General features: G+C 65.1%; 16 protein-coding genes. 4 read left to right on the top strand and 12 right to left on the bottom strand.

The features are described from left to right. Nucleotides 1-41 precede the first annotated feature (41 nt). Entirely contained in the window at nucleotides 42-512 is a 471-nt protein-coding gene (locus tag AC1A0G_RS08050; RefSeq protein WP_476528759.1) for a peptidase A24, read from the top strand. On the opposite strand, the gene mltG is transcribed toward AC1A0G_RS08050, so the two are convergent. From mltG to AC1A0G_RS07990, 12 genes are all read right to left on the bottom strand, one after another. After that, nucleotides 509-1,699 (bottom strand): endolytic transglycosylase MltG, encoded by a 1,191-nt coding sequence (gene mltG / locus AC1A0G_RS08045; RefSeq protein ID WP_476528757.1) that lies wholly within the window; start codon nucleotides 1,697-1,699, stop codon nucleotides 509-511. The two genes, AC1A0G_RS08050 and mltG, sit on opposite strands and share 4 nt — an antisense overlap. A gap of 29 nt (nucleotides 1,700-1,728) precedes the next feature. Further along, on the bottom strand, nucleotides 1,729-2,187 hold the full coding sequence (gene ruvX, locus AC1A0G_RS08040) for a Holliday junction resolvase RuvX (protein WP_476528756.1): 459 nt from the start codon (nucleotides 2,185-2,187) through the stop codon (nucleotides 1,729-1,731). Between the two features lie 8 nt (nucleotides 2,188-2,195). Next, complete coding sequence (gene alaS, locus AC1A0G_RS08035; RefSeq protein WP_476528754.1) at nucleotides 2,196-4,877, bottom strand: alanine--tRNA ligase; 2,682 nt, start codon at nucleotides 4,875-4,877, stop codon at nucleotides 2,196-2,198. 111 nt (nucleotides 4,878-4,988) lie between these two features. Continuing rightward, a complete protein-coding gene (locus AC1A0G_RS08030; RefSeq protein ID WP_476528752.1) occupies nucleotides 4,989-5,228 on the bottom strand; it encodes a hypothetical protein in 240 nt (79 codons plus the stop codon). Beyond that, the gene (locus AC1A0G_RS08025; protein WP_476528751.1) at nucleotides 5,228-5,611 is read right to left on the bottom strand and encodes a DUF948 domain-containing protein; all 384 of its coding nucleotides are present in this window, start codon (nucleotides 5,609-5,611) and stop codon (nucleotides 5,228-5,230) included. The genes AC1A0G_RS08030 and AC1A0G_RS08025 overlap by 1 nt, the downstream gene beginning before the upstream one ends. Before the next feature lie 106 nt (nucleotides 5,612-5,717). Further along, on the bottom strand, nucleotides 5,718-6,392 hold the full coding sequence (locus AC1A0G_RS08020; protein WP_476528749.1) for a histidine phosphatase family protein: 675 nt from the start codon (nucleotides 6,390-6,392) through the stop codon (nucleotides 5,718-5,720). A gap of 171 nt (nucleotides 6,393-6,563) precedes the next feature. Beyond that, the gene (gene rpsD / locus AC1A0G_RS08015) at nucleotides 6,564-7,190 is read right to left on the bottom strand and encodes a 30S ribosomal protein S4 (RefSeq protein ID WP_214373483.1); all 627 of its coding nucleotides are present in this window, start codon (nucleotides 7,188-7,190) and stop codon (nucleotides 6,564-6,566) included. A 250-nt stretch (nucleotides 7,191-7,440) separates the two neighbouring features. Next, the gene (locus AC1A0G_RS08010; RefSeq protein WP_476528747.1) at nucleotides 7,441-8,235 is read right to left on the bottom strand and encodes an ABC transporter ATP-binding protein; all 795 of its coding nucleotides are present in this window, start codon (nucleotides 8,233-8,235) and stop codon (nucleotides 7,441-7,443) included. 3 nt (nucleotides 8,236-8,238) lie between these two features. Continuing rightward, the gene (locus AC1A0G_RS08005) at nucleotides 8,239-9,450 is read right to left on the bottom strand and encodes an ABC transporter permease (RefSeq protein ID WP_476528745.1); all 1,212 of its coding nucleotides are present in this window, start codon (nucleotides 9,448-9,450) and stop codon (nucleotides 8,239-8,241) included. Between the two features lie 2 nt (nucleotides 9,451-9,452). Next, a complete protein-coding gene (locus AC1A0G_RS08000) occupies nucleotides 9,453-9,857 on the bottom strand; it encodes a DUF4418 family protein (protein ID WP_476528743.1) in 405 nt (134 codons plus the stop codon). Nucleotides 9,858-10,421: 564 nt separating this feature from the next. After that, a complete protein-coding gene (locus AC1A0G_RS07995) occupies nucleotides 10,422-13,352 on the bottom strand; it encodes an ATP-dependent helicase (RefSeq protein WP_476528741.1) in 2,931 nt (976 codons plus the stop codon). A gap of 40 nt (nucleotides 13,353-13,392) precedes the next feature. Beyond that, on the bottom strand, nucleotides 13,393-15,441 hold the full coding sequence (locus AC1A0G_RS07990) for an acyltransferase family protein (protein ID WP_476528739.1): 2,049 nt from the start codon (nucleotides 15,439-15,441) through the stop codon (nucleotides 13,393-13,395). Nucleotides 15,442-15,674: 233 nt separating this feature from the next. Between AC1A0G_RS07990 and AC1A0G_RS07985 the strand changes: the two genes are divergently transcribed. The 3 genes from AC1A0G_RS07985 (at nucleotide 15,675) to AC1A0G_RS07975 (ending at nucleotide 19,275) form a co-directional block, all read left to right on the top strand. Then, nucleotides 15,675-16,256 carry a xanthine phosphoribosyltransferase gene (locus tag AC1A0G_RS07985; RefSeq protein WP_476528737.1) on the top strand — a complete coding sequence of 194 codons (582 nt, stop codon included), beginning with the start codon at nucleotides 15,675-15,677 and terminating at the stop codon, nucleotides 16,254-16,256. Between the two features lie 41 nt (nucleotides 16,257-16,297). Next, nucleotides 16,298-17,644: a nucleobase:cation symporter-2 family protein gene (locus AC1A0G_RS07980; protein ID WP_476528735.1), complete on the top strand. Its 1,347-nt coding sequence runs from the start codon at nucleotides 16,298-16,300 to the stop codon at nucleotides 17,642-17,644. Nucleotides 17,645-17,784: 140 nt separating this feature from the next. Further along, on the top strand, nucleotides 17,785-19,275 hold the full coding sequence (locus tag AC1A0G_RS07975; protein ID WP_476528733.1) for an ATP-binding protein: 1,491 nt from the start codon (nucleotides 17,785-17,787) through the stop codon (nucleotides 19,273-19,275). The last annotated feature ends 9 nt before the right edge of the window (nucleotides 19,276-19,284 follow it).

Here is a 19,284-nt window from a genome sequence, read left to right as displayed (position 1 = left end):
CCTTTTACTTGTCGTCGTCAACTGCGGGCTATTGTAGCGGTATGCCTTACCTTGCGTTGTTGCCGAGTCTGCTTTGTGGACTGGCGGTCAGTGTCGAAGACGTGCGCCGCCGCCGTGTGCCGCGTGCGTGGATCGCGGCGGGCGTGCTGGCGCAACTGGTGGCGAACGTCGTCTACGGGCTGGCGATCAACAGCCTGTTCGTGGTCGTGCAGTCGCTGCTGTTCGCGGCCATCGCGGCCGTGCTGCAATGTCTGCTTGCGCTGGCCAGACCAGGAGCGCTGGGGTTCGGCGACGTGACCTGCACGTTGATGACCGGTTTGGGCGTGGGGCTGTTCGGTTTGACGGCGATGGTCGTCTGGTGGCTGGCGATGGGTTTGGTCGGATTGGCGTGGATGGCGCTTTGGATACGATTCGACCCGCAATCCGATACGCCGTATGCGGGCAGGGTGCCGTTCGCTCCGGTGATCGTGATCGCGGGTCTGATCGCGGTGTGCGTGACGCTGCTGGTCTAGTTCGCGTTCTCGTTGTTGGTTTTGTATTCGTTGACGTACTGTTGGAACTGGCTGGTCTGTTCGTCCAGCGTTCCGGTGGTGAACTTCGTTTCGCCGGTTTTCAGGTTGACGGTGACGAAGTACAGCCAGTCGCCCTCCTCCGGGTTCATCGCGGCCTGGATGGCCTTGTCGGCCGGATTGCTGATCGGCGTGGGCGGCAGTCCCTTGTTCTGCCGCGTGTTGTACGGGTTGCTGGCGTCGTCGAGCATGTCCTGCGTGATCTTCGACGGTTCGACGTCGTTGCCGTAGGCGACCGTCGAGTCCATGCCGAGCGTCATGTCCTGCGCGAGCCGGTTTTCGATCACGCGCGTGACCTTGCCGTAGTATTCGTCGCGGTTGACTTCCGCTTCGGCGATCGACGCGATCGTCAGCACACGCTGGCGGTCCTTCGCGGCCACGCCGAGTTCGTCGAACTTGGCGATGCGCGCGTCGACCATGTCCTTGACGACGTCGGACGCGCTGCGGTTCGTCACGGTGTAGACGCCCGGTTCCAGCCATCCTTCGAAACTGCCGCCCGCTTCGGACGGCAGGATGCCGTCACCCTTGCCCTTGAGCACGCTCGTGAAGTCGTCGACGTTGACCCCATCGATCTTCGCCACATTCGCAAGCACGGTGCTCACCCGCTCCCCCGGCTTGACTTCAAGGAACCCGCCGGCCTTGCTCTGATCCGACAGGATCGTGACCACGTCGGCCGCCTTCATCTGCAGCTTGAGCTGGTACGTGCCCGGATACAGCGTGGCGTTGGTCGCGGCCACCGCGTTGGTGAACGCCTCGACCGATTTGACGATGCCCTGGTCCATGAGGTTCTGGCCGATTTCGGCCGGCCCCTGACCGGATTCCACGGTGAACGCCGCCGCTCCGGTGCCCGGTCCGCTGTAGTCGGCGACCACGGTGACGCTGCCGTTGCGCGCCGCGTTCCACGCCTGAAGCTGACGGTAGCCGATCCTGCCGCAGACGACGGCCAGTACGATCACGACGATGAGCGATATCACGACCGTGAGCAGTTTGCGTTGATGCTGTTCGCGGCGGCGGCGCATCTCCCTGCGTGATTTCGGCGGTTTTTGCGGTGCGGACGAACTGACCGGCGCGCCGTGATCGTCGACCCACTGGGTGTTATCGGAGAAAAATTCCTCGAAATCCTCAGCCATTGGACTACTCCGCCTTCCTCATAGTGCCGTTATGGTTGGATGCGACCGTCCAACGCCGTCTGCAAAATCACCACGGCCGATTGCTGGTCCACGAACGGCCGGTGCTTCTTCGTCTTCAATTGCGCCTGCTGCAGCTGCCGGTGCGCGCTGACCGTGGTCAGTCGCTCGTCAAGCAGGCTTATCCCGGGAACCGACTCGATGTCGCATTCCCCGTCGTCAATCAGCCGTTGGATGCGGGTGGCGAGGTTCGCCGCCCACCGTCGGGCCTTTTTCGCGCTTTTGCCTTCCGTACCGTCCAGCATGAGCGGCAGCCCCACCACGACGTGTTCCACCGATTCGTCTTCGATGACGCCGATGACCTCGTCCAGGGCCTGAAAAGAGTCTCCATACACCCGCACGTTGCCCGCGGGGTGTGCGAGGGTGAGCTCCGGGTCGGACAATGCGAGTCCGACCCGGGCGTCACCCAGATCAACACCGAGCCATACCACTAGGCGGTTCAGCCCTTCTGCGCCTCGTTCTTCAGCGCGGCGACCGCCTCGTCGATCTTCGAGGCATCGGCGCCACCGCCCTGGGCGAAGTCCGGCTTGCCGCCGCCACCGCCGCCGAGGATCTTGGACGCGCCGCGCACGAGGTCGCCGGCCTTGATGCCGGCCTTGCGGGCGGCTTCGTTGGTGGCCACGGCGACCATCGGCTTGTCGTCTTCGGACACGCCGGCGAGGGCGACCACGACCGGAGCCTCATCGCCGAGCTGGGCGCGCACGTCGAGCACGGTCTTGCGCAGCGCGTCGAAGGAGCCGAAGTGGCCGACGTTCTTCGCGGCGACCTTGACCGGGGCCGCGGAGGCGCGGGTTTCGGCCACAAGCGCCGGCATGGCCGCGGCCAGCTGGCTTTCGTACATGGCCGCGAGACGGCGGTCGGATTCCTTGAGCTTGGCGAGCAGCGTGTTCACGCGCTCGGCCAGCTCGTCCGGACGGGCGTTGAGCTTGTCGCTCAGCTGGGAGACGAGCGCATGCTCGCGGGCGTTGAAGTCGTACGCGCCGGCGCCGACGAGCGCATCGACACGACGCACGCCGGAACCGATGGACGCTTCGGACATGATGTTGACCATGCCGATCTTGCCGACGTGGTCGACGTGGGTGCCGCCGCACAGCTCGCGGCTCCAGCCGTCCTCGCCGATGGAGACGACGCGCACGATGTCGCCGTACTTCTCGCCGAACAGGTGCATCGCGCCAAGCGCGATCGCGTCGTCGAACTTCATCTCGCAGGTGGTGACGGCGAGGTTGTCGCGCAGCTTCTCATTGACGCGCGCCTCGACGGCGTTCATCACGGACTTCGACGGGGCCTTGGACCACTGGAAGTCGAAGCGCAGACGGTTCGGGGCATCCTCGGAGCCGCGCTGGGTGGCCTGCGGGCCGAGCTCCTCGCGCAGCGCCTTGTGCACCATGTGCGTGGCGGTGTGCGAACGGGCGATCGCGCCGCGGCGGTCGAGGTCGATGCTCGCGCTGACCGGCGCGCCGACGCGCAGCGTGCCTTCGGTCAGGCGGCACTGGTGGACCGTCAGTCCCTTGATCGGCTTCTGCACGTCGTCCACTTCGAGCACGGCGCCGTCGTCCGTGAGGATCTCGCCCTGGTCGGCGAGCTGGCCGCCGGCCTCCGCGTAGAACGGGGTGCGGTCGAGGATGACCTCGACGTTCGCCGGGGCCATGACGACCGGCACGGAACCCTTGCCCTCCTGCATGATGCCGAGCACGGTGCCGCGGGCGGAGTATTCGGTGTAGCCGAGGAAGTCGATCGGCTTGGCGAGCGTCTTCTTGAAGTCGTCGTAGACGGACAGGTCCACATTGTGGCGCTTCTTGAGCGCGTCGGCGCGGGCGCGGGACTTCTGCTCGGCCATGAGCTCGCGGAACTTGGCCTCGTCCACCTTGACGCCCTGATCGGCGGCCATTTCGAGGGTCAGCTCGATCGGGAAGCCGTAGGTGTCGTGCAGCGTGAACGCGTCGGCGCCGGAGACGGTGGCGTCGGCGCCGGATTCCTTGGCCTTCTTGACGGCCACGTCGAGGATTTGGATGCCGTTGTCGAGCGTGCGGCGGAACGCGTCCTCCTCGCCGTAGGCCGCTTCGGACACGTCGTGGAAGGTGTCGTTGAGCTCCGGGTAGCTGGCGACCATCGCGTCCTTGGACACGGGCAGCAGCTCGGGGATGACCGGATCGGTCACGCCGAGCACGCGCATGGCCTGGATGGTGCGGCGCAGCAGGCGGCGCAGCACGTAGCCGCGGCCGACGTTGGACGGACGCACGCCGTCGGACATGATCATGAGGGCAGAACGCACGTGGTCGGCCACGACGCGGAACTTCACGTCAGCCTTCTCGTCCTCGCCGTACTTGCGGCCCGACAGACGTTCGGCGGCCTCGATGACCGGGAAGACCTCGTCGGTCTCGTAGATGTTCTGCTTGCCCTGCATGAGGTAGGCGAGACGCTCGAGGCCGGCGCCGGTATCGATGTTCTTGTTCTCGAGCTCGCCGACGATGTGCAGGTCGGTCTTGGACTTGACGTTGTCGACCTCGTAGTTCTCGAACACGAGGTCCCAGATCTCGATGTAGCGGTTCTCGTCGGCGATCGGGCCGCCCTCGACGCCGTATTCGGGGCCGCGGTCGACGTAGATCTCGGAGCACGGGCCGCCGGGGCCGGGGCCGCCGGTGGTCCAGAAGTTGTCCTCCATGCCCATGATCTGGATGTGCTCGGGGTCGACGCCCTCGTTCTTCCACATCGAACGGGCTTCCTCGTCGTCGGTGAACGTGGTCATCCACAGCTTCTCCGGGTCAAAGCCATAGCCGCCCTGCTCTCGCGGGGTGGTCAGCAGCTCCCACGCGTAGTGGATGGCCTCCTCCTTGAAGTAGTCGCCGAAGGAGAAGTTGCCGAGCATCTGGAAGAAGGTGCCGTGGCGGGTGGTCTTGCCGACCTCGTCGATGTCGAGCGTGCGCACGCATTTCTGGTTGGAGGCCATGCGGTGCTTCGGCGGGGTCTGCTCGCCCATGAGGTACGGGATGAACGGCACCATGCCGGCGATGGTGAACAGCGTCGTCGGGTTCGGCGAGATCAGGGATGCCGAAGGCACGATGAGATGGTCGTGCTTGCCGAAATAGTCAAGATAGCGCTTCGCGATTTCTGAAGTGCGCATTGGTGGTTTGAACTCCTTGTTTTTGGACGGGACCTCGATGCGAGCCGCCCGGATGTTTGCGTTGCCGTCCGATAGGGCTGTGCTGGATGGAAGACTGCGGAACGTTTGCGGCTACCGGCCCGCGCGCTCCGTATAGGTCTTGGTCAGTTCAGCCTCGCGGGCTCGACGGGTCGCGTTGAATTCGTTGACCAGCCCTTCGAGCGTGCGCATGGTCACGTGGTCCTGATCGGGGCCGAGCACGAACTGGCGCATCGCGTCGGGCGTGTTCGCCTTCACATAGGCGTTCGCCTTGGATACCGCGATCACGCCGGCCGCGAAGCCGAGTCCGATCCAGAAGAGTCGTTTGAACATCACTCCCCCTTGGTCGTCTTGCCGGCCGTCTGCTTCGCGAGGAAGGAGCGCGCCGTGGACTTGAGCGCGTAGGTGGCGGAGACGATCTTGATGATGGGCTTGCCGAGGAACGAACCGTACAGGTCGGTCAGCGCGCCGACGTTGTTGGCCGTGGTGGATGCTGCGGCGGAGATGCGGTTGACGTCCTCGAGGGACTTGTTCACCTGCTTGACGGTGGTCACGCCCTCGTCAAGCGCGGGGATCGCGTGCTCGCCCGATTCCCTGACCGTCTCGGAGATCTGATCGAACAGCTTGCCGAGGCGGATCAGCGGGTAGATCATGAATCCCGCAAGCACGGCGAACGCGATCGCGGCGATCAGTCCGGCGATTTCTCCAACACCCATCTGAACCTCTTTCCTGCATCACGGCATAGCCGTGCACACAATACCCGCACCACACTAGCCAACGGGTGCGACGCACGCAAGCCGACGGCCTGCGCCCATCGGGCGGTCACTGGTTGTATCCGACGATCGTGAGTGCCTCGCCGAACGGCTTCATCGTGTCGAAATCGACGTCGGTGACCGATCCGTTGGCCGGTCGCTCGCTCAAATCGAGATCGTCGCCGCCGAAGCGGTGCGCGAGGCTGAGCAGCGTGTTGCCATGCGAGATCTGCAGGACGTCGTCGCCGTCCTTGAGGTCGGGATTGGACGCGATCAGCGCGAACGCGCCCTCGACGCGTTCCCAGTATTCGGCGTCGGATTCCGCATCGTGGAACGGGTCGGCCTCCTTGAGGAAGTCGCGCGTGGCTGCCAGCCCGAACTTGGCGACGATGTCGTTGTAGTTCTTCGCGCCGTGGGGGCCGCCGGCGGCCGTCCAGGCGAGCGACATGTCCTGGCCTTCGAAGTAGCCGTAGCACTGCTCGCGAAAGTGCATGTCGGACACGAGTTCGGGGCGGGCGTGCCCGGCGGCCTCGTTGATGTCGAGGATGCGGGCGGCGGTGATCTGCGCTCGCGACGTGTCAGAGCAGTACGCGGCGGCGAAGTCGTAGTGTTCGAGCTTGTGTCCGGCCTTGTCGGCGTCGGCGAGTCCGGATTCGGTGAGCGGCGCGTTGCACCAGCCCTGCAGCCGGTTGTAGCGGTTGAACGTGGTCTGCCCGTGGCGGACCAGATGCAGATGCAGAATCATGGTTCGATTATGGCACCGCATGTGGTCGTGCCGCGGACGCCGGCCACGGACCGCCCGCGTTGCGCGCAAACGCCCCGCGAATACACGAACGCCCCGGGCGTATGCCACGGGGCGTTCGTGCGTATGTATGTCCTTAAGCTGTAAATTCTTACAGGGTGAAGAGGATCCAGATCAGCGAGCGTAGAACTCGACGACGTACTGGATGTTGACCTGAACCGGGATCTCCTCGGCTTCGGGCTTGCGGGTCAGAGTGGCCTTCAGGGAGGCGAGGTTCACGTCGAGGTAGCCGGGGACCGCGGGCAGCACGTCACGGTGCACGCCTTCGGCGGCGATCTGGAACGGAACCATGGTCTGGCTCTTGGCCTTCACCTGGATGGTCTGGCCGGGCTTGACGCGGTAGGACGGGCGGTCCACGATGTTGCCGTCGACGAGGATGTGACGGTGCACCACGAACTGACGGGCCTGGGCGGTGGTGCGGGCGATGCCGGCACGCAGGACCAGGTTGTCGAGACGGGTCTCGAGATCGGTCAGCATGGCGTTGCCGGTCTGGCCGGCGGTGCGGGTGGCCTCATCGTAGGCGCGACGCAGCTGCTTCTCCGACACGCCGTACTGGGCGCGCAGACGCTGCTTCTCGCGCAGACGCACCGCGTAATCGGACTCGGTGCGGCGGCGGGTGCGGCCGTGCTCACCCGGAGCGTACGGGCGCTTTTCGAAGATGCGCTGAGCCTTCGGGGTCAGTGCGATGCCGAGGGCGCGGGAAAGACGCACCTGACGGCGGGAACGCTGAACGTTCGTCATTGGTTTATTCCTTTGGTTGTTCTGTCGTTGTCTGAACGGAACGCGGGCATCGGGTGACGCCCACGCTGAGCCGGCCTCTCCAGCGCTTGTCTCGCGCGACGCGCGAACGGCAGGGAATCTTGCGGTTCCCGGTCGCCGACCCGCTGACGGGCTAAGGCTCCCAGACGGCATGGCCTGACGGCACACACCAATCGTCAACTATACACATGGGGTGCGGACAGGGATATCCGGCATGCCGCACACGGCGCGATCACGCCTGTGCGAGCACGCCGCGGTCCATCCGGTAGGTGCGGTCGACGTAGTCGAGCGCGTCCGGATCGTGCGTGACCATGAGCACGGCGGTGCCGGCGTCGGCGGTTTCGCGCAGCAGCCGCATGACGATCGCCGTGCTGTCCGCGTCCAGATCGCCGGTCGGCTCGTCGGCGATGAGCAGTTTCGGCCGGTTCATCAGCGCGCGGGCGATGGACACGCGGCGCATCTCGCCGCCGGAAAGCTCCTTCGGATAACAGTCGGCCAGATCGGCCACCTGCAGCGAGCCGAGCAGCATCCGGGCACGGCGTGTGAGCGCATCCTCGGTCTGCTCCCGATCTGCCGGGGCGATCACGTCAGGCATATCCGGGTCGGCCGCGGTCACCGTGGTCGAGCCTTGCGCTTGGAGCCGATCAGACGGCGAATCATCGGCACCGTCGTCAACCGACGGCTCCCCCATCATCACGGCCGGCAGGATCACGTTGTCGAGCACCGTCAGGTTCGCGAGCAATGTGGCCGACTGGGTGACGAATCCGATCGTGCGGTTGCGCAGCCGCGCCATGTCGCGGTCGTTCAGCGAGTCGACCGTCCGACCGTCGACGCTCACCGTGCCCGAGGTCGGTCTGAGCAGTCCGGTGATCAGGTTGAGCAGCGTGCTTTTGCCGTTGCCGGACCGGCCGACGATCGCGACGAACTGTCCGCCGTCGACGCTCAGGTTCACGTGGTCGACGGCGGCGAACGCGCTGCCGCGGCGCGTGAATTCGCGGGTCAGGTCGTGGATGTCGAGTATCGCCATGCCTCACTCCCCTTCACGCAGCGTCAGGTACGTCTCCGGCGCGGACAGTTTCACGGCCGTCGCGATCGAGGCGATCAGGCCGGTCGCCACGGCGAACAGCAGTCCGGCCGCGATCAGTGCGAGCACGGTCACGATGCCGGTCTGCAGGTATGGCAGTTGCAGTTGCTTGCCGATCAGCGTGTTGAACGGCAGGATCGCGAGCGTCGCGGCGGTGATGCCGACCGCGCCGCCGATAAGGCCGATCGTCGCGGATTCCCTGACGATCAGGCCGACGAGCATGCCTCGCGTGGCTCCCATGATGCGGTAGGCGGCGAATTCGCGCTTGCGTTCGTTCATCGAGGAAGCGAACACGGCGAACAGCACGACCAGCCCCATCGTCCAGAACACGGCGAGGAACAGGCCGGCGTAGCCGACGAGCGCGCCGATGTTGGCGCGGGTGGTGGCCGTCACGCCGCCCGGATACACGTAGCCGAGGGTGCTGATGCCACTTGCCTTGGTGATGTTCGCGGCGACGGTGTGCGCGTCGTAGCCGTCCGCGGTTTTGATGAGCACCGCGGAAACGGCCGTGTCGGCGTATTCCTGCGGGATGGCGGCGTGGCCGACCTTGGCCGAATACGAGACGACGTCGGGGATGGTGGTCTCGTTGACGAACACCGAATTGTCGAGGCTGGTGCCGGTGGACGCGAGTTGCGCGGCGACCGGGAAATCATGGTTGTACAGCCTGATCGTGCCGTTTTCGGACACGTTGATGTTCGCGCCGGCGACGACCTCGCCGTTTTTGAGCGTGCCGTCGTACTGCGAGGTGATCCACGGTTCGATGACGAAGTCGGTGGCCGGGTCGAAGCCGATGATCTGCACCTTCTCGTCGCAGCATGCGGCGGCGAGCGACGAGATGTACGTCTGCTTGGTGGCCTGGCCGATGCCGTCGGCCTTGGCGACGAGGCCAGCGATGTCGTTGGTGAAGTAGAACGTGCTCGAGCTTCCGCTGGTGAGCAGCGCCTCGGCCTTGGAACCGGTGTTCTGCGGCACGACCATGAGATCGGCGCCCATGCGTTCCTGCATGCTGTCCAGGCCGGCTTTCAGGTTCGTCGCGAGCAATGCGCCGCCGTAGAACGCGACGGTGAGCATGGTGACGACGATGACGAGCGCGGCCGTGCGGAACGGCTTGCGCTTGAGGTTCTCGAAGGGCAGTCGCCCGAGGGTGATGCGAGGCATGATCACCGCGCCGTCTTGGTGTCGCGGATGTCAAGCCACACCGCGATGACGGCGAGGATGATCGCAAGCACGCCGAGCACGATGAGCGTGGGCAGGGTGACCATATGGCAGTGCATCATCGCGCCCTTGCACACGCCGATGAGCACGGTCGGCACGGCGATGACGAGCACGGCGTTGAGCACGACCGCGATGTTGAGGCCGGCACGCACCTTCGGTTCGACGAACAGGCCGATCACGCCGAGCAGCGCGATGACGACGCCGATGCCGAGCGCGGCCTGCGCGGTGTAGTGGCAGGCCATCTTCATGCCGTCCTCCACCTTGCACACGTAGGCGAAGGTCTGCGGGGCGACGGCGATCAGCGCGCCGAGCACGATGGCGGGCAGGGTGGCGAACAGTTTGCGGGTCATGTCTTCCTCTCGTAGGTGTCTGTGAACTGTGCAGATTATTCCAGTAACGAAATGAAAAAACAAGACTTGACTTATCCGCTTTTTCTGCTACATCATGACCTTGGTATCTGAATCGATTGCACTATCGTGCACTCGATGCTGTGTTGTTGGCGGCTGACGCCGCGTACCCCAACCCGCCCGGCCTTCGCCGGGCACCCTCCCCTGAAAGGGGAGGGAAGTGTTTCGGCCTTTCCCTCCCCTTTCAGGGGAGGGTGTCAGCGAAGCTGACGGGTTGGGGTACGCGGCGTCAGCCGCCAACAACACAGCATCGCGCAACAGCGCGATACCTTCCCTTCGAAGCTCCTCGGAGCTTCTCAATAGCTGAGCCGTTAAGCGGACAGTCCAGTGGACTGTCCGTAGGCTCAGCCTGAATGAGGCGATAGCCGAATGAAGGTGTATTCAGGTCTCGCCGTAGGCGAGTCCGTAATTGCAGAGCCGAAGGCGAGCCGTTAAGCGGACAGTCCGGTGGACTGTCCGTAGGCGAAGTGAGCGGCACAGCCGCGAAGGCTCCTATTGGAAAGCTCATCAGAGCTTTTCAATAGGAGCAACACGCAGCATCAGGCGCTTGACGCCGGCGGAGCCGAAGTCGACGGTGATGATCGAGTTGCGGCCCTTGTCCTGCGTGTCGACGATCTTGCCGAGACCGTACTGGTCGTGCGTGATGCGGTCGCCGATGTGGAAGTCGGCGATGTTGAGTTGGTTGTCCTTGTTCAGCGACGATGCGGGCACGCCGGACGACGAACCGCTCTTCGGCGCGACGCGTCGCGTGGTCACCTTGCCGCCTCGCGACGAACCGGAGCCGGACGACGAACCGTATCGAGAGCCGTATCGGGATGATGTTCCCGAACCATACGAGGAATGCGATCTGCCGGTTGAACCGGAACCGTACCGGCCGGACGATCCCGAGCCATACGACGACCCGGAACCGTAGGACGACGATCCGTATGAGGACCCGCCATACGTCGATCGCCCCGACGAACCGTATCCGCGCGACCCGTACGACGACGACCCTCCCCTGCCGTAGGACGAACCGGAACCGCCGTACGACGAACCGCCGAACGTGGTGCCCGAGCCGAAGTCGTCGTCGCCCCAGCCGCCGAACTCGTCATCGTCGCCGAAGCCGCCCTGCCATCCGCCGCGCATGCGTTCGACGCCGGCCTCGCGCCGCTTCCAGTCGATCAGCCCGTCCGGGATCTCGTCGAGGAACTGGCTTGGCATCATCTCGTTGGCCTGCCCCCATTGGGCGCGCACGGCGGCGCGGGTCACGTACAGCCGTCGCTTGGCGCGAGTGATGCCCACGTACGCGAGCCGCCGCTCCTCGGCCAGTTCGCTGGCATCCTCCATCGCCCGCGAATGTGGGAACGTGCCCTGTTCCATGCCGGTCAGGAACACGACCGGGTATTCCAAGCCCTTGGCCGTGTGCAGCGTCATCAGCGTCACCTTGCCGGAATCCTCGCCTTCGGCGGGCAGCTGGTCGGAGTCGGCCACGAGCGCGGTCGTCTCGAGGAACCCTGCCAGCGTCGCGTCCGGCGTGTTCTGCTCGAATTCGGCCGCCACGGACTGCAGCTGTGAGAGGTTCTCGACGCGCGAGGCGTCCTGCGGGTCCTCGGATTTCCTGAGTTCGTCAAGCAGCCCGGACTTCGCGAGCACTTCGGCCACGATCATGCTCGGCTTGTTGGCCGGGTCGGCCGCGAACTTGCGCAGCCCGTCCATCAGGTCGCGGAACGCGCGCAGCTGGTTCGCGGTGCGGGTCGGCACGCCTTCGATCTGGTCGAGCCGTTCGATCGCCCCGTAGAACGGGATCGCATGCGTATCGGCGTAGCCCGCGACCACCGCCTCGGCGCGCGCACCAAGCCCTCGCTTGGGCACGTTGAGGATGCGCCGCATGTTCACGTTGTCGGCCGGGTTGACGATGGCCTGCAGGTAGGCGATCGCGTCCTTGATCTCGCGACGTTCGTAGAAGCGCGTGCCGCCGACCAGCTGGTACGGCAGTCCGGCGTTGATCAGTCCCTCTTCCAGCGAGCGCGACTGCGCGTTGGCACGGTACATGATCGCCATGTCCGAATACGCGATGCCCTCCTCGCCGTGCAGCCGCGCGATCTCGTTGGCGATCCAGCCGGCCTCCTGCTGCGCGTTGTCGGCCGCGTAGCCGACGATCGGCTCGCCTTTGCCGAGCGCGGTCCACAGCTTCTTCGGCTTGCGGCCCTCGTTGCGGGCGATCACCGCGTTCGCCGCGTCGAGAATGGTCTGTGTGGATCGGTAGTTCTGTTCGAGCATGATGGTCTTCGCGTTCGGGAAGTCCTGCTCGAAGTCCTGGATGTTGCGGATGTCCGCGCCGCGGAACGCGTAGATCGACTGGTCGGAGTCGCCGACGACGGTGATCCATGCCTGGCCGTCGCGGCCGGCGTTGCGCGGAGCCTGGACGGGCTGCATGGCGGGAGCGGACGGCGCGGCGGCCGGCATGACCGGCATCATCGGCAGTGCGGTCTCGTCCTCCCAGCCGCCCCAGTCGTCCCATTCGTCCTGCGGTGCGGGAGGCATCATCGGCGTCGGCTGCAGGACGGAAACGGGTGCGGTCACGGGAGACGGCGAGTCGACGGCCCCGGGCGTCGCGCCGGCGTGCTGGGCCGCGTCGACGCCGGCCAGTTCGCGTACCAGCACGTACTGTGCGTGGTTCGTGTCCTGGTACTCGTCGACGAGAATATAGCGGAACTTGTGACGGTAGTAGTCGGCGACGGCCGGATCGGCGCGCAGCAGTTCGACGGTGCGGCCGATCAGGTCGTCGAAGTCGACGGCGTTCGCGGCGGCGAGACGATGCTGGTATTCGGCGTAGACGACCGCGTACAGCACTTCGATGTCGCCGGGGTTGCCGATCTGGTAGCCGCGCTGGCCGGGCTTATAGTCGGGCGCGTACTGCTTGAGCCGGCTCTGCCAGCTTTCGAGATTGTTCTTGTAGTCCGAGATGCGGCTCAGGATCGCGCGCGGCGTGTAGCGTTTGACGTCCACGTTGAGATCGGCAGCGATGAGCTTGACGAGACGCTCGCAGTCGGCCGTGTCGTAGATCGAGAACCCGGAGTTCAGGCCGATGGCCTTGCCGTCGCGGCGCAGGATGCGCACGCAGGCCGAATGGAACGTGGACACCCACATGCGTTCGGCGACCGGTCCGATGAGCGTGGCGAGACGTTCGCGCATTTCGGCGGCGGCCTTGTTGGTGAACGTGATGGCGAGGATCTGGCTCGGCCATGCGTTGAACTGGCTGAGGATGTAGGCGATACGCCGTGTGAGCACGCGCGTCTTGCCCGAGCCGGCGCCCGCGCCGATGAGCAGCGCGGGACCGCGGTACTGGACGGCCTCGGCCTGCTGCGGGTTGAGGTCGCCCACCAGTTCGTCTGCGGTTCGGGCGATGAGATCCGGATCCTGCTGCACGCTGTTCCCCTTCACGTTCGTTCGGTTCATACGGCCCGTGCGGGCCCTACTTGTCTACCATAGGTCACGGTCAGACGTCGTGGTCGACGATCCAGCCGGCGATCGCGTCCTTGACGGTCTGCGCGTACAGTTCCTGGCCTTGCGGGCCGGGATGGATGCCGTCCGCGCCCAGCCATTCGGGGTGTGCGCCGATGGCCGCGTTCCAGTCGGCCACGGTCACGTTGCCGGCATGGGCGCTCGCGTAGTCGAACGTGGCCTGATTGGCGAGCGGAATCCACGACCGGTCGCCGTATGCGGTGACGAGTATGAACACATGGCCGTCGCCGGCCGCGTTCACGACGGCATCCAGTTCCTCGGCGTTGGTTTCCGAGTTCGTGTTGAGCGAGATCACGACGTACTTGCGCAGTTGGCCCTGCGTCTTGAGCGTGGACACGATGCCGGGGCCCTTGAGCACCGAACGGGACACCTGGGCGTCGACGACCACGCCGGGCAGCAGCTTGCTCAAGGCCGGGGACGCGCCGACCGTCACGGAATCGCCGACCACGGTCACGTTCTTGCCGTCGAGATGCTTCAACGCCTCCTGCTTGGCCTGTTCGCGCTTGCGGGCGGCCTCCTCGGCGCGTTTGCGCGCTTCGGCGGCGGCCTTCGCCGCTGCCGCGTCGCTTTGGCGCTTGTCGGCCTGCTGGTCGAGCACGCCCTGGTTCTGTTCGAGTTCCATCTGGATGCGCGACTTGGCGGGGGCGTCCTTGACGCCCATGAGGAATCCGACGGCGGCCAGCATGACGACGACCACGGTGGCCGTCACCCGCTGCCACGAGGGGATGCCACGCACCGGGCGCAGCGCGGCCTGTTCCTGCTCGCTCATCGGGGCGAACGCCGGCGCGTCGCGATCCGCATTGGACACGACGCGCGCGGTGGGCGCGGGCGCAGCCTGTGCGCCGGAGCCGGTCTTGGCCCGACGGGACCGCAGCGCCGCGATCCAATCGGCGACGGGACGTTCGACCATCCACCACGACAATGCCGCCATCAGTCCGCTGGCCACCAGCGTCAGCAGCCAGATCAGCCACATGCCACGGCCGCGCCACGCGGGCAGCAGCAGCTGGATCAGCAGGAACAGCGGCCAATGCCACAGATAGATGCCGTACGAATACTTGCCGAGCAATGCCAACGGCTTCCATGTGAACAGGTCGTTCATCCACGAGTCGTCGACGATGCTGCCGGCGATGACGATCACGGTCAGTATCGACGCCGCGAACAGTCCGCCACGGAATGCGGATGCATTCTGACCGACGTGCATCATCAGGGTGATCAGCGTCAGCAACGCGACCGTCGCCAGCCATGGGGCGCCGGTGCGCGTCCATGAGGCCGGGATCGTCACGGCCGACTTGCCCGCTCCGATCGTCGCCTCGACCGGCTGTCCGTCGGCCGCCGCCGTTTCGATGCGATGCACGACCAGTGCCAAGGCGAGACCCATCAGCAACCCGAAGCAGTGCGTGTCCGTGCCGAAATACACGCGGGTCGGGTCGGCCTGCGGACGGTACAGCAGCGCCATGCCCACGGCGGACAGCGCGGCCAGCACGACGACCGCCGACAGCCTGGCCACGAACGAACGGATGCGCTGCAGCAGCATCACCAGCAGCGGCATGATGATCGTGAACTGGGCCAGCAACGCGACGAACCATAGGTGACGCAGCAGCTGCGGCGACGTCGAATCGAAATAGCTGCCGCCGGTGGCGATCTCGTACCAGTTCGATGCGAACAGCGCGGAGGCGGCGCTCGTGCCGCCGATATGGACCAGCGTATCGTGATCCACCAGCCAGCCAAGGCCCACCGATGCGGCGATCGTCAGCAGCATCGCCGGCCACAGGCGGGCCAGCCGGCGCAGGTAGAACCAGCCGAACGCGATGCGGCCGTTGCGTTCGAGTTCGCGCAGCAGACTCGTGCCGAGCAGGAATCCGGAAACGGTGAAGAACATATCGACGCCGACGAAGCCGCCGGGCAGCGTGCGCTGCGACAGGTGGTACCACATGATGCCGATGAGTGCGATGCCCTTGATGCCGTCCATGCAACGGTATCGGGCCGCGGAATGTTGTCTGGTCGATTGTGCTTGCGTTTCCATCACCCCGTCATGTTACGACGGGAGCGGACAGAAACGGGGTGGTCGGCGTGGGATGATCGGGCACGCGTGGAATCGGGGTATTCAAGGGGTGTTTTTGGCTGATTTGCAAGTCGGCCGGGCATCGTGAGCGTCCGCATGGCGAGCGTGTTTTCATTCTCCGATGCGGTCATCTGGACGGCGTAGACTGGCAACTTACACAATATTCGCCCATCCGTATTCGTCAAAGGAGTGGTATGCAGGAACTCGAGGATCGCATCCGCAAGGAAGGAACCGTCAAGGAAGGCAATGTGCTGAAGGTGGACGCCTTCCTGAACCACCAGTGCGACGTGGCGCTCTACGATGCCATGGGCAAGGCATGGGCCGAGCATTTCGCCGGCAAGCACATCACCAAGATCCTCACCATCGAGGCGTCCGGCATCGGCATGGCGTGCGTGGCCGCGCGTCACTTCGGCAACGTGCCGGTTGTGTTCGCCAAGAAGGCGCAGTCGATCAACCTCGACGGCGACCAGTACGTGACGACCGTGTACTCGTTCACCAAGCAGCGCGAGTTCCCGGTGATCGTCTCGCGCAAGTACCTCGGCCCCGAGGACCACGTGCTGCTCATCGACGATTTCCTTGCGAACGGCAAGGCGTTGCACGGTCTGATCGACATCTGCAAGCATGCGGGCGCGACCGTCGAGGGCATCGGCATCGCCGTGGAGAAGGGATTCCAGGGCGGCGGCGACCAGCTGCGCGAGGAGGGCTACGACGTCGATTCGCTCGCGATCGTCGAGTCGATGGACCCGAAGACCGGCGACATCGAATTCCGTCACTGATTCCTAAGAGAAGAACAAGAAGACAAGAAGAGAGGAACCCATTGTCTGAGAAGAAGCAATCCGAAGCCGTCTCGTTCGAGGCGCTGAGCAGCCTCGACGCGCCCGTCTCGTTCTGGAAGGGTATCCCGTTCGGACTTCAGCATGTCATGGCCATGTTCGTGGCGAATCTCGCCCCGATCTTCATCGTCGCGTCCGCCGCGAAGATGGACGCCGCCCAGTCCGCGGCGATCATCCAGGCCGGCCTGCTGGTCGCGGGTCTCGGCACCTGCCTGCAGCTGTACGGCGCGTGGCTGATCGGCTCGAGGCTCCCGATGGTCACCGGCATTTCGTTCACGTACGTCGCCGCGGCCGTCGCGATCAGCGCCGACAAGGGCTACGGCGCGGTCGTCGGCGCGGTGATGGTCGGCGGTCTGCTCGAACTCGTGCTGGGTCTGACGGCCAAGTACTGGCGTCGTTTCGTGCCGCCGATCGTCTCCGCGATCGTCGTCACGTCGATCGGCTTCTCGCTGCTCAACGTGGGCGCGACCTCGTTCGGCGGCGGTTCGGGCGCGAAGGACTTCGGTTCGTGGCAGAACCTGACGCTCGGCCTGATCTCGCTCGTGGCCTGCCTTGCGTTCCAGCTGCTCATGAAGGGCACCGCCAAGCAGCTGTCCGTGCTGTTCGGCCTCGTCGTGGGCTATGTGGTCGCGATCGCCATGGGCAAGGTCGACTTCTCCGGCTTCCAGAACCTCGCCATCGTGTCCCTGCCGCAGTTCATGCCGTTCAAGCCGACGTTCGACTGGGGTTCGATCATCTCGCTCGGCCTGCTCTACGTCGTCTCCTCGGTCGAGGTGCTCGGCGACACGGCCGCTCTGACCAAGGTCGGTCTGAACCGTCAGCCCACCGAGCGCGAGACCGCGGGCGCGATCGCCGGCGACGGACTGATCTCCTCCGTGTCCGGCCTGTTCGGCTGCCTGCCGCTGACCTCGTTCGCGCAGAACATCGGACTGGTGGCCATGACCAAGGTCGTCAACCGCAAGGTGATTCTCTCCGGCGGCCTGATCCTCGTGCTGGCGAGCTTCGTGCCGGCCATCGCCGAGGTGTTCAACTCGCTGCCGCAGGCCGTGCTCGGCGGCTGCACGATCATGATGTTCGGCAACATCATCCTCTCCGGCTTCCAGATGATCGCCGAGGCCGGCTTCTCGCAGCGCAACATCACGATCGCGGCGCTGTCCCTGACGATCGGCATCGGCTTCACGCAGGTGAGCGACATCTTCAGCCAGTTCCCGGCCCTGTTCCAGCAGATCTTCGCCTCGAACTGCATCGCCGTCGCCTTCGTCGTCGCCGTCATCCTCAACGCCGTCCTGCCGAGCGAGGAGCACTTCCTCGCAGCGAAGAGCGGGGAATAAAACGACAAGGCACCAGTCATAATCACCATTCCAAGGCTTCCCGCCGATCGCGACGGGAAGCCTTTCCTGTATGTGAATTCTCCATGAACCGCCGTCCCGACGGCCTGACCTGCGGCACAATGGTGTCAAGGAGGCGCGCCATGACCGACGACTACACCGCGAAAATGACCGAGCTGATCGACCTGATGCGTCTGATCGGCAACGACACGCAGCAGTGCGAGGTCAAGGAATGCAAACGCCACATCTCGTCGACCATCACCGACACGCTGTCCGCGTTCTCGAACGGGTCGGGCGGCTGGATCATCCTGGGATTGTCGGAAAAGGCCGGGTTCACGCCGGTCGAGGGATTCAACGCGCGCGCCATGCAGGAGTCGCTCAGCCAGGCATGCGAGAAGATGACGCCGGTGGTGCGTCCGACGATCGTGACCTGCCCGTTCGAGGGCACGAATCTCGTGTTCGCCCGCGTGGACGAGATGCTGCCGCGCGACAAGCCGTGCTTCCTGACCGAACAGGGACCGTACAACGGCTCGTACATCCGCACCGGCGACGGCGACCGGCACATGAATTCATACGAGGTCGACCGGCTCATCGAGGAGCATCTGCAGCCGACCTACGATCTGGATATCGTGCCGAACGCCACGCTCGACGATCTTGATCCCACGCTCGTGACCGGTCTGCTGGAGCGGGTACGCGACCAGCATCCGCACGTGTTCGCCGGGCGGAGCGACACCGACACGCTGCTGGATCTGCAGGTGCTGCGCCACGACGATTCGGACGAGACCCATGTCGGCGGCGTTTTGCGCCCGACGCTCGCCGGATTGCTGGCGTTGGGGCGCTATCCGCAGAAGTATCATCCGCGTCTGGGCGTCACGATCGCCGTGTTCCCCGGAACCAGCCTCAACGACGTGTTCCGCGGCGACGAACGGCTGGTCGCTTCAAAGTCGATCGTCGGCCCGATCCCGGTGATGATCGACGACACGGTCGAATCGCTGATGCATTGGATCGGCGCCAAGAAGCCCGACTATCCGCCCGTCGTGCTGCGCGAGGCGATCGCGAACGCACTCACCCACCGCGACTACTCCCCCGACGCCCGCGGCACGCAGGTGCATGTCAACGTGTTCACCGACCGCATCGAAATCGCCAATCCGGGCGGACTGTACGGCACCGTCACGCACAACGTGCTCACCGATCCCCATCCGGTGTCGGGCACGCCGTTCCAGTCGACCCGAAACCAGTTCCTGTTCACGCTGCTCGAATCGACCCCGTATCCGGGCGGCGGATACGTGAACCCCGAGGGCGGCGACGGCTACCAGCGCATCGCCGCCGCCCTGCGCGAGGCCGGCATCGAACCGGCGACCACGGTGAACACGATCAACACGTTCACCATGACGATCACCAAACAGCGCACCGCACGGCTCGGCTCGCCCAGCGACATTTCCAAGGCGATCACCACGGTGCTGGAACGGCATTCGGCGATGAGCGTCAAGGAGATCATGCGCGAGCTGCAGCTGACCCCGCTCGCCGCCACCGCCGGCCTGCGCGAACTGCTGCGCGAAGGCCGGGTCACCCCGGTGCGATTCCAGGACGACCCGGACCAGCGGTACCGGTTGAATATCGGTCACAACTCCTGACCGAACGGC

Source organism: Bifidobacterium sp. LH_230 (genome assembly GCF_056357555.1).
The sequence above is the reverse complement of the archived record's forward strand: the minus strand, read 5'-3'. Positions and strand labels throughout refer to the sequence as shown.

What these genes read in the sequence shown, in the direction of transcription:
- AC1A0G_RS07990 (WP_476528739.1), bottom strand. Translation starts at nt 15,441, where the DNA reads ATGGAAACGCAAGCACAATCGACCAGACAACATTCCGCGGCCCGATAC.
- AC1A0G_RS08010 (WP_476528747.1), bottom strand. Translation starts at nt 8,235, where the DNA reads ATGGCGATACTCGACATCCACGACCTGACCCGCGAATTCACGCGCCGC.
- AC1A0G_RS07995 (WP_476528741.1), bottom strand. Translation starts at nt 13,352, where the DNA reads ATGAACCGAACGAACGTGAAGGGGAACAGCGTGCAGCAGGATCCGGAT.
- mltG (WP_476528757.1), bottom strand. Translation starts at nt 1,699, where the DNA reads ATGGCTGAGGATTTCGAGGAATTTTTCTCCGATAACACCCAGTGGGTC.
- AC1A0G_RS08005 (WP_476528745.1), bottom strand. Translation starts at nt 9,450, where the DNA reads ATGCCTCGCATCACCCTCGGGCGACTGCCCTTCGAGAACCTCAAGCGC.
- AC1A0G_RS08030 (WP_476528752.1), bottom strand. Translation starts at nt 5,228, where the DNA reads ATGTTCAAACGACTCTTCTGGATCGGACTCGGCTTCGCGGCCGGCGTG.
- alaS (WP_476528754.1), bottom strand. Translation starts at nt 4,877, where the DNA reads ATGCGCACTTCAGAAATCGCGAAGCGCTATCTTGACTATTTCGGCAAG.
- rpsD (WP_214373483.1), bottom strand. Translation starts at nt 7,190, where the DNA reads ATGACGAACGTTCAGCGTTCCCGCCGTCAGGTGCGTCTTTCCCGCGCC.
- AC1A0G_RS08025 (WP_476528751.1), bottom strand. Translation starts at nt 5,611, where the DNA reads ATGGGTGTTGGAGAAATCGCCGGACTGATCGCCGCGATCGCGTTCGCC.
- AC1A0G_RS08000 (WP_476528743.1), bottom strand. Translation starts at nt 9,857, where the DNA reads ATGACCCGCAAACTGTTCGCCACCCTGCCCGCCATCGTGCTCGGCGCG.
- AC1A0G_RS07985 (WP_476528737.1), top strand. Translation starts at nt 15,675, where the DNA reads ATGCAGGAACTCGAGGATCGCATCCGCAAGGAAGGAACCGTCAAGGAA.
- AC1A0G_RS08050 (WP_476528759.1), top strand. Translation starts at nt 42, where the DNA reads ATGCCTTACCTTGCGTTGTTGCCGAGTCTGCTTTGTGGACTGGCGGTC.
- AC1A0G_RS07975 (WP_476528733.1), top strand. Translation starts at nt 17,785, where the DNA reads ATGACCGACGACTACACCGCGAAAATGACCGAGCTGATCGACCTGATG.
- AC1A0G_RS08020 (WP_476528749.1), bottom strand. Translation starts at nt 6,392, where the DNA reads ATGATTCTGCATCTGCATCTGGTCCGCCACGGGCAGACCACGTTCAAC.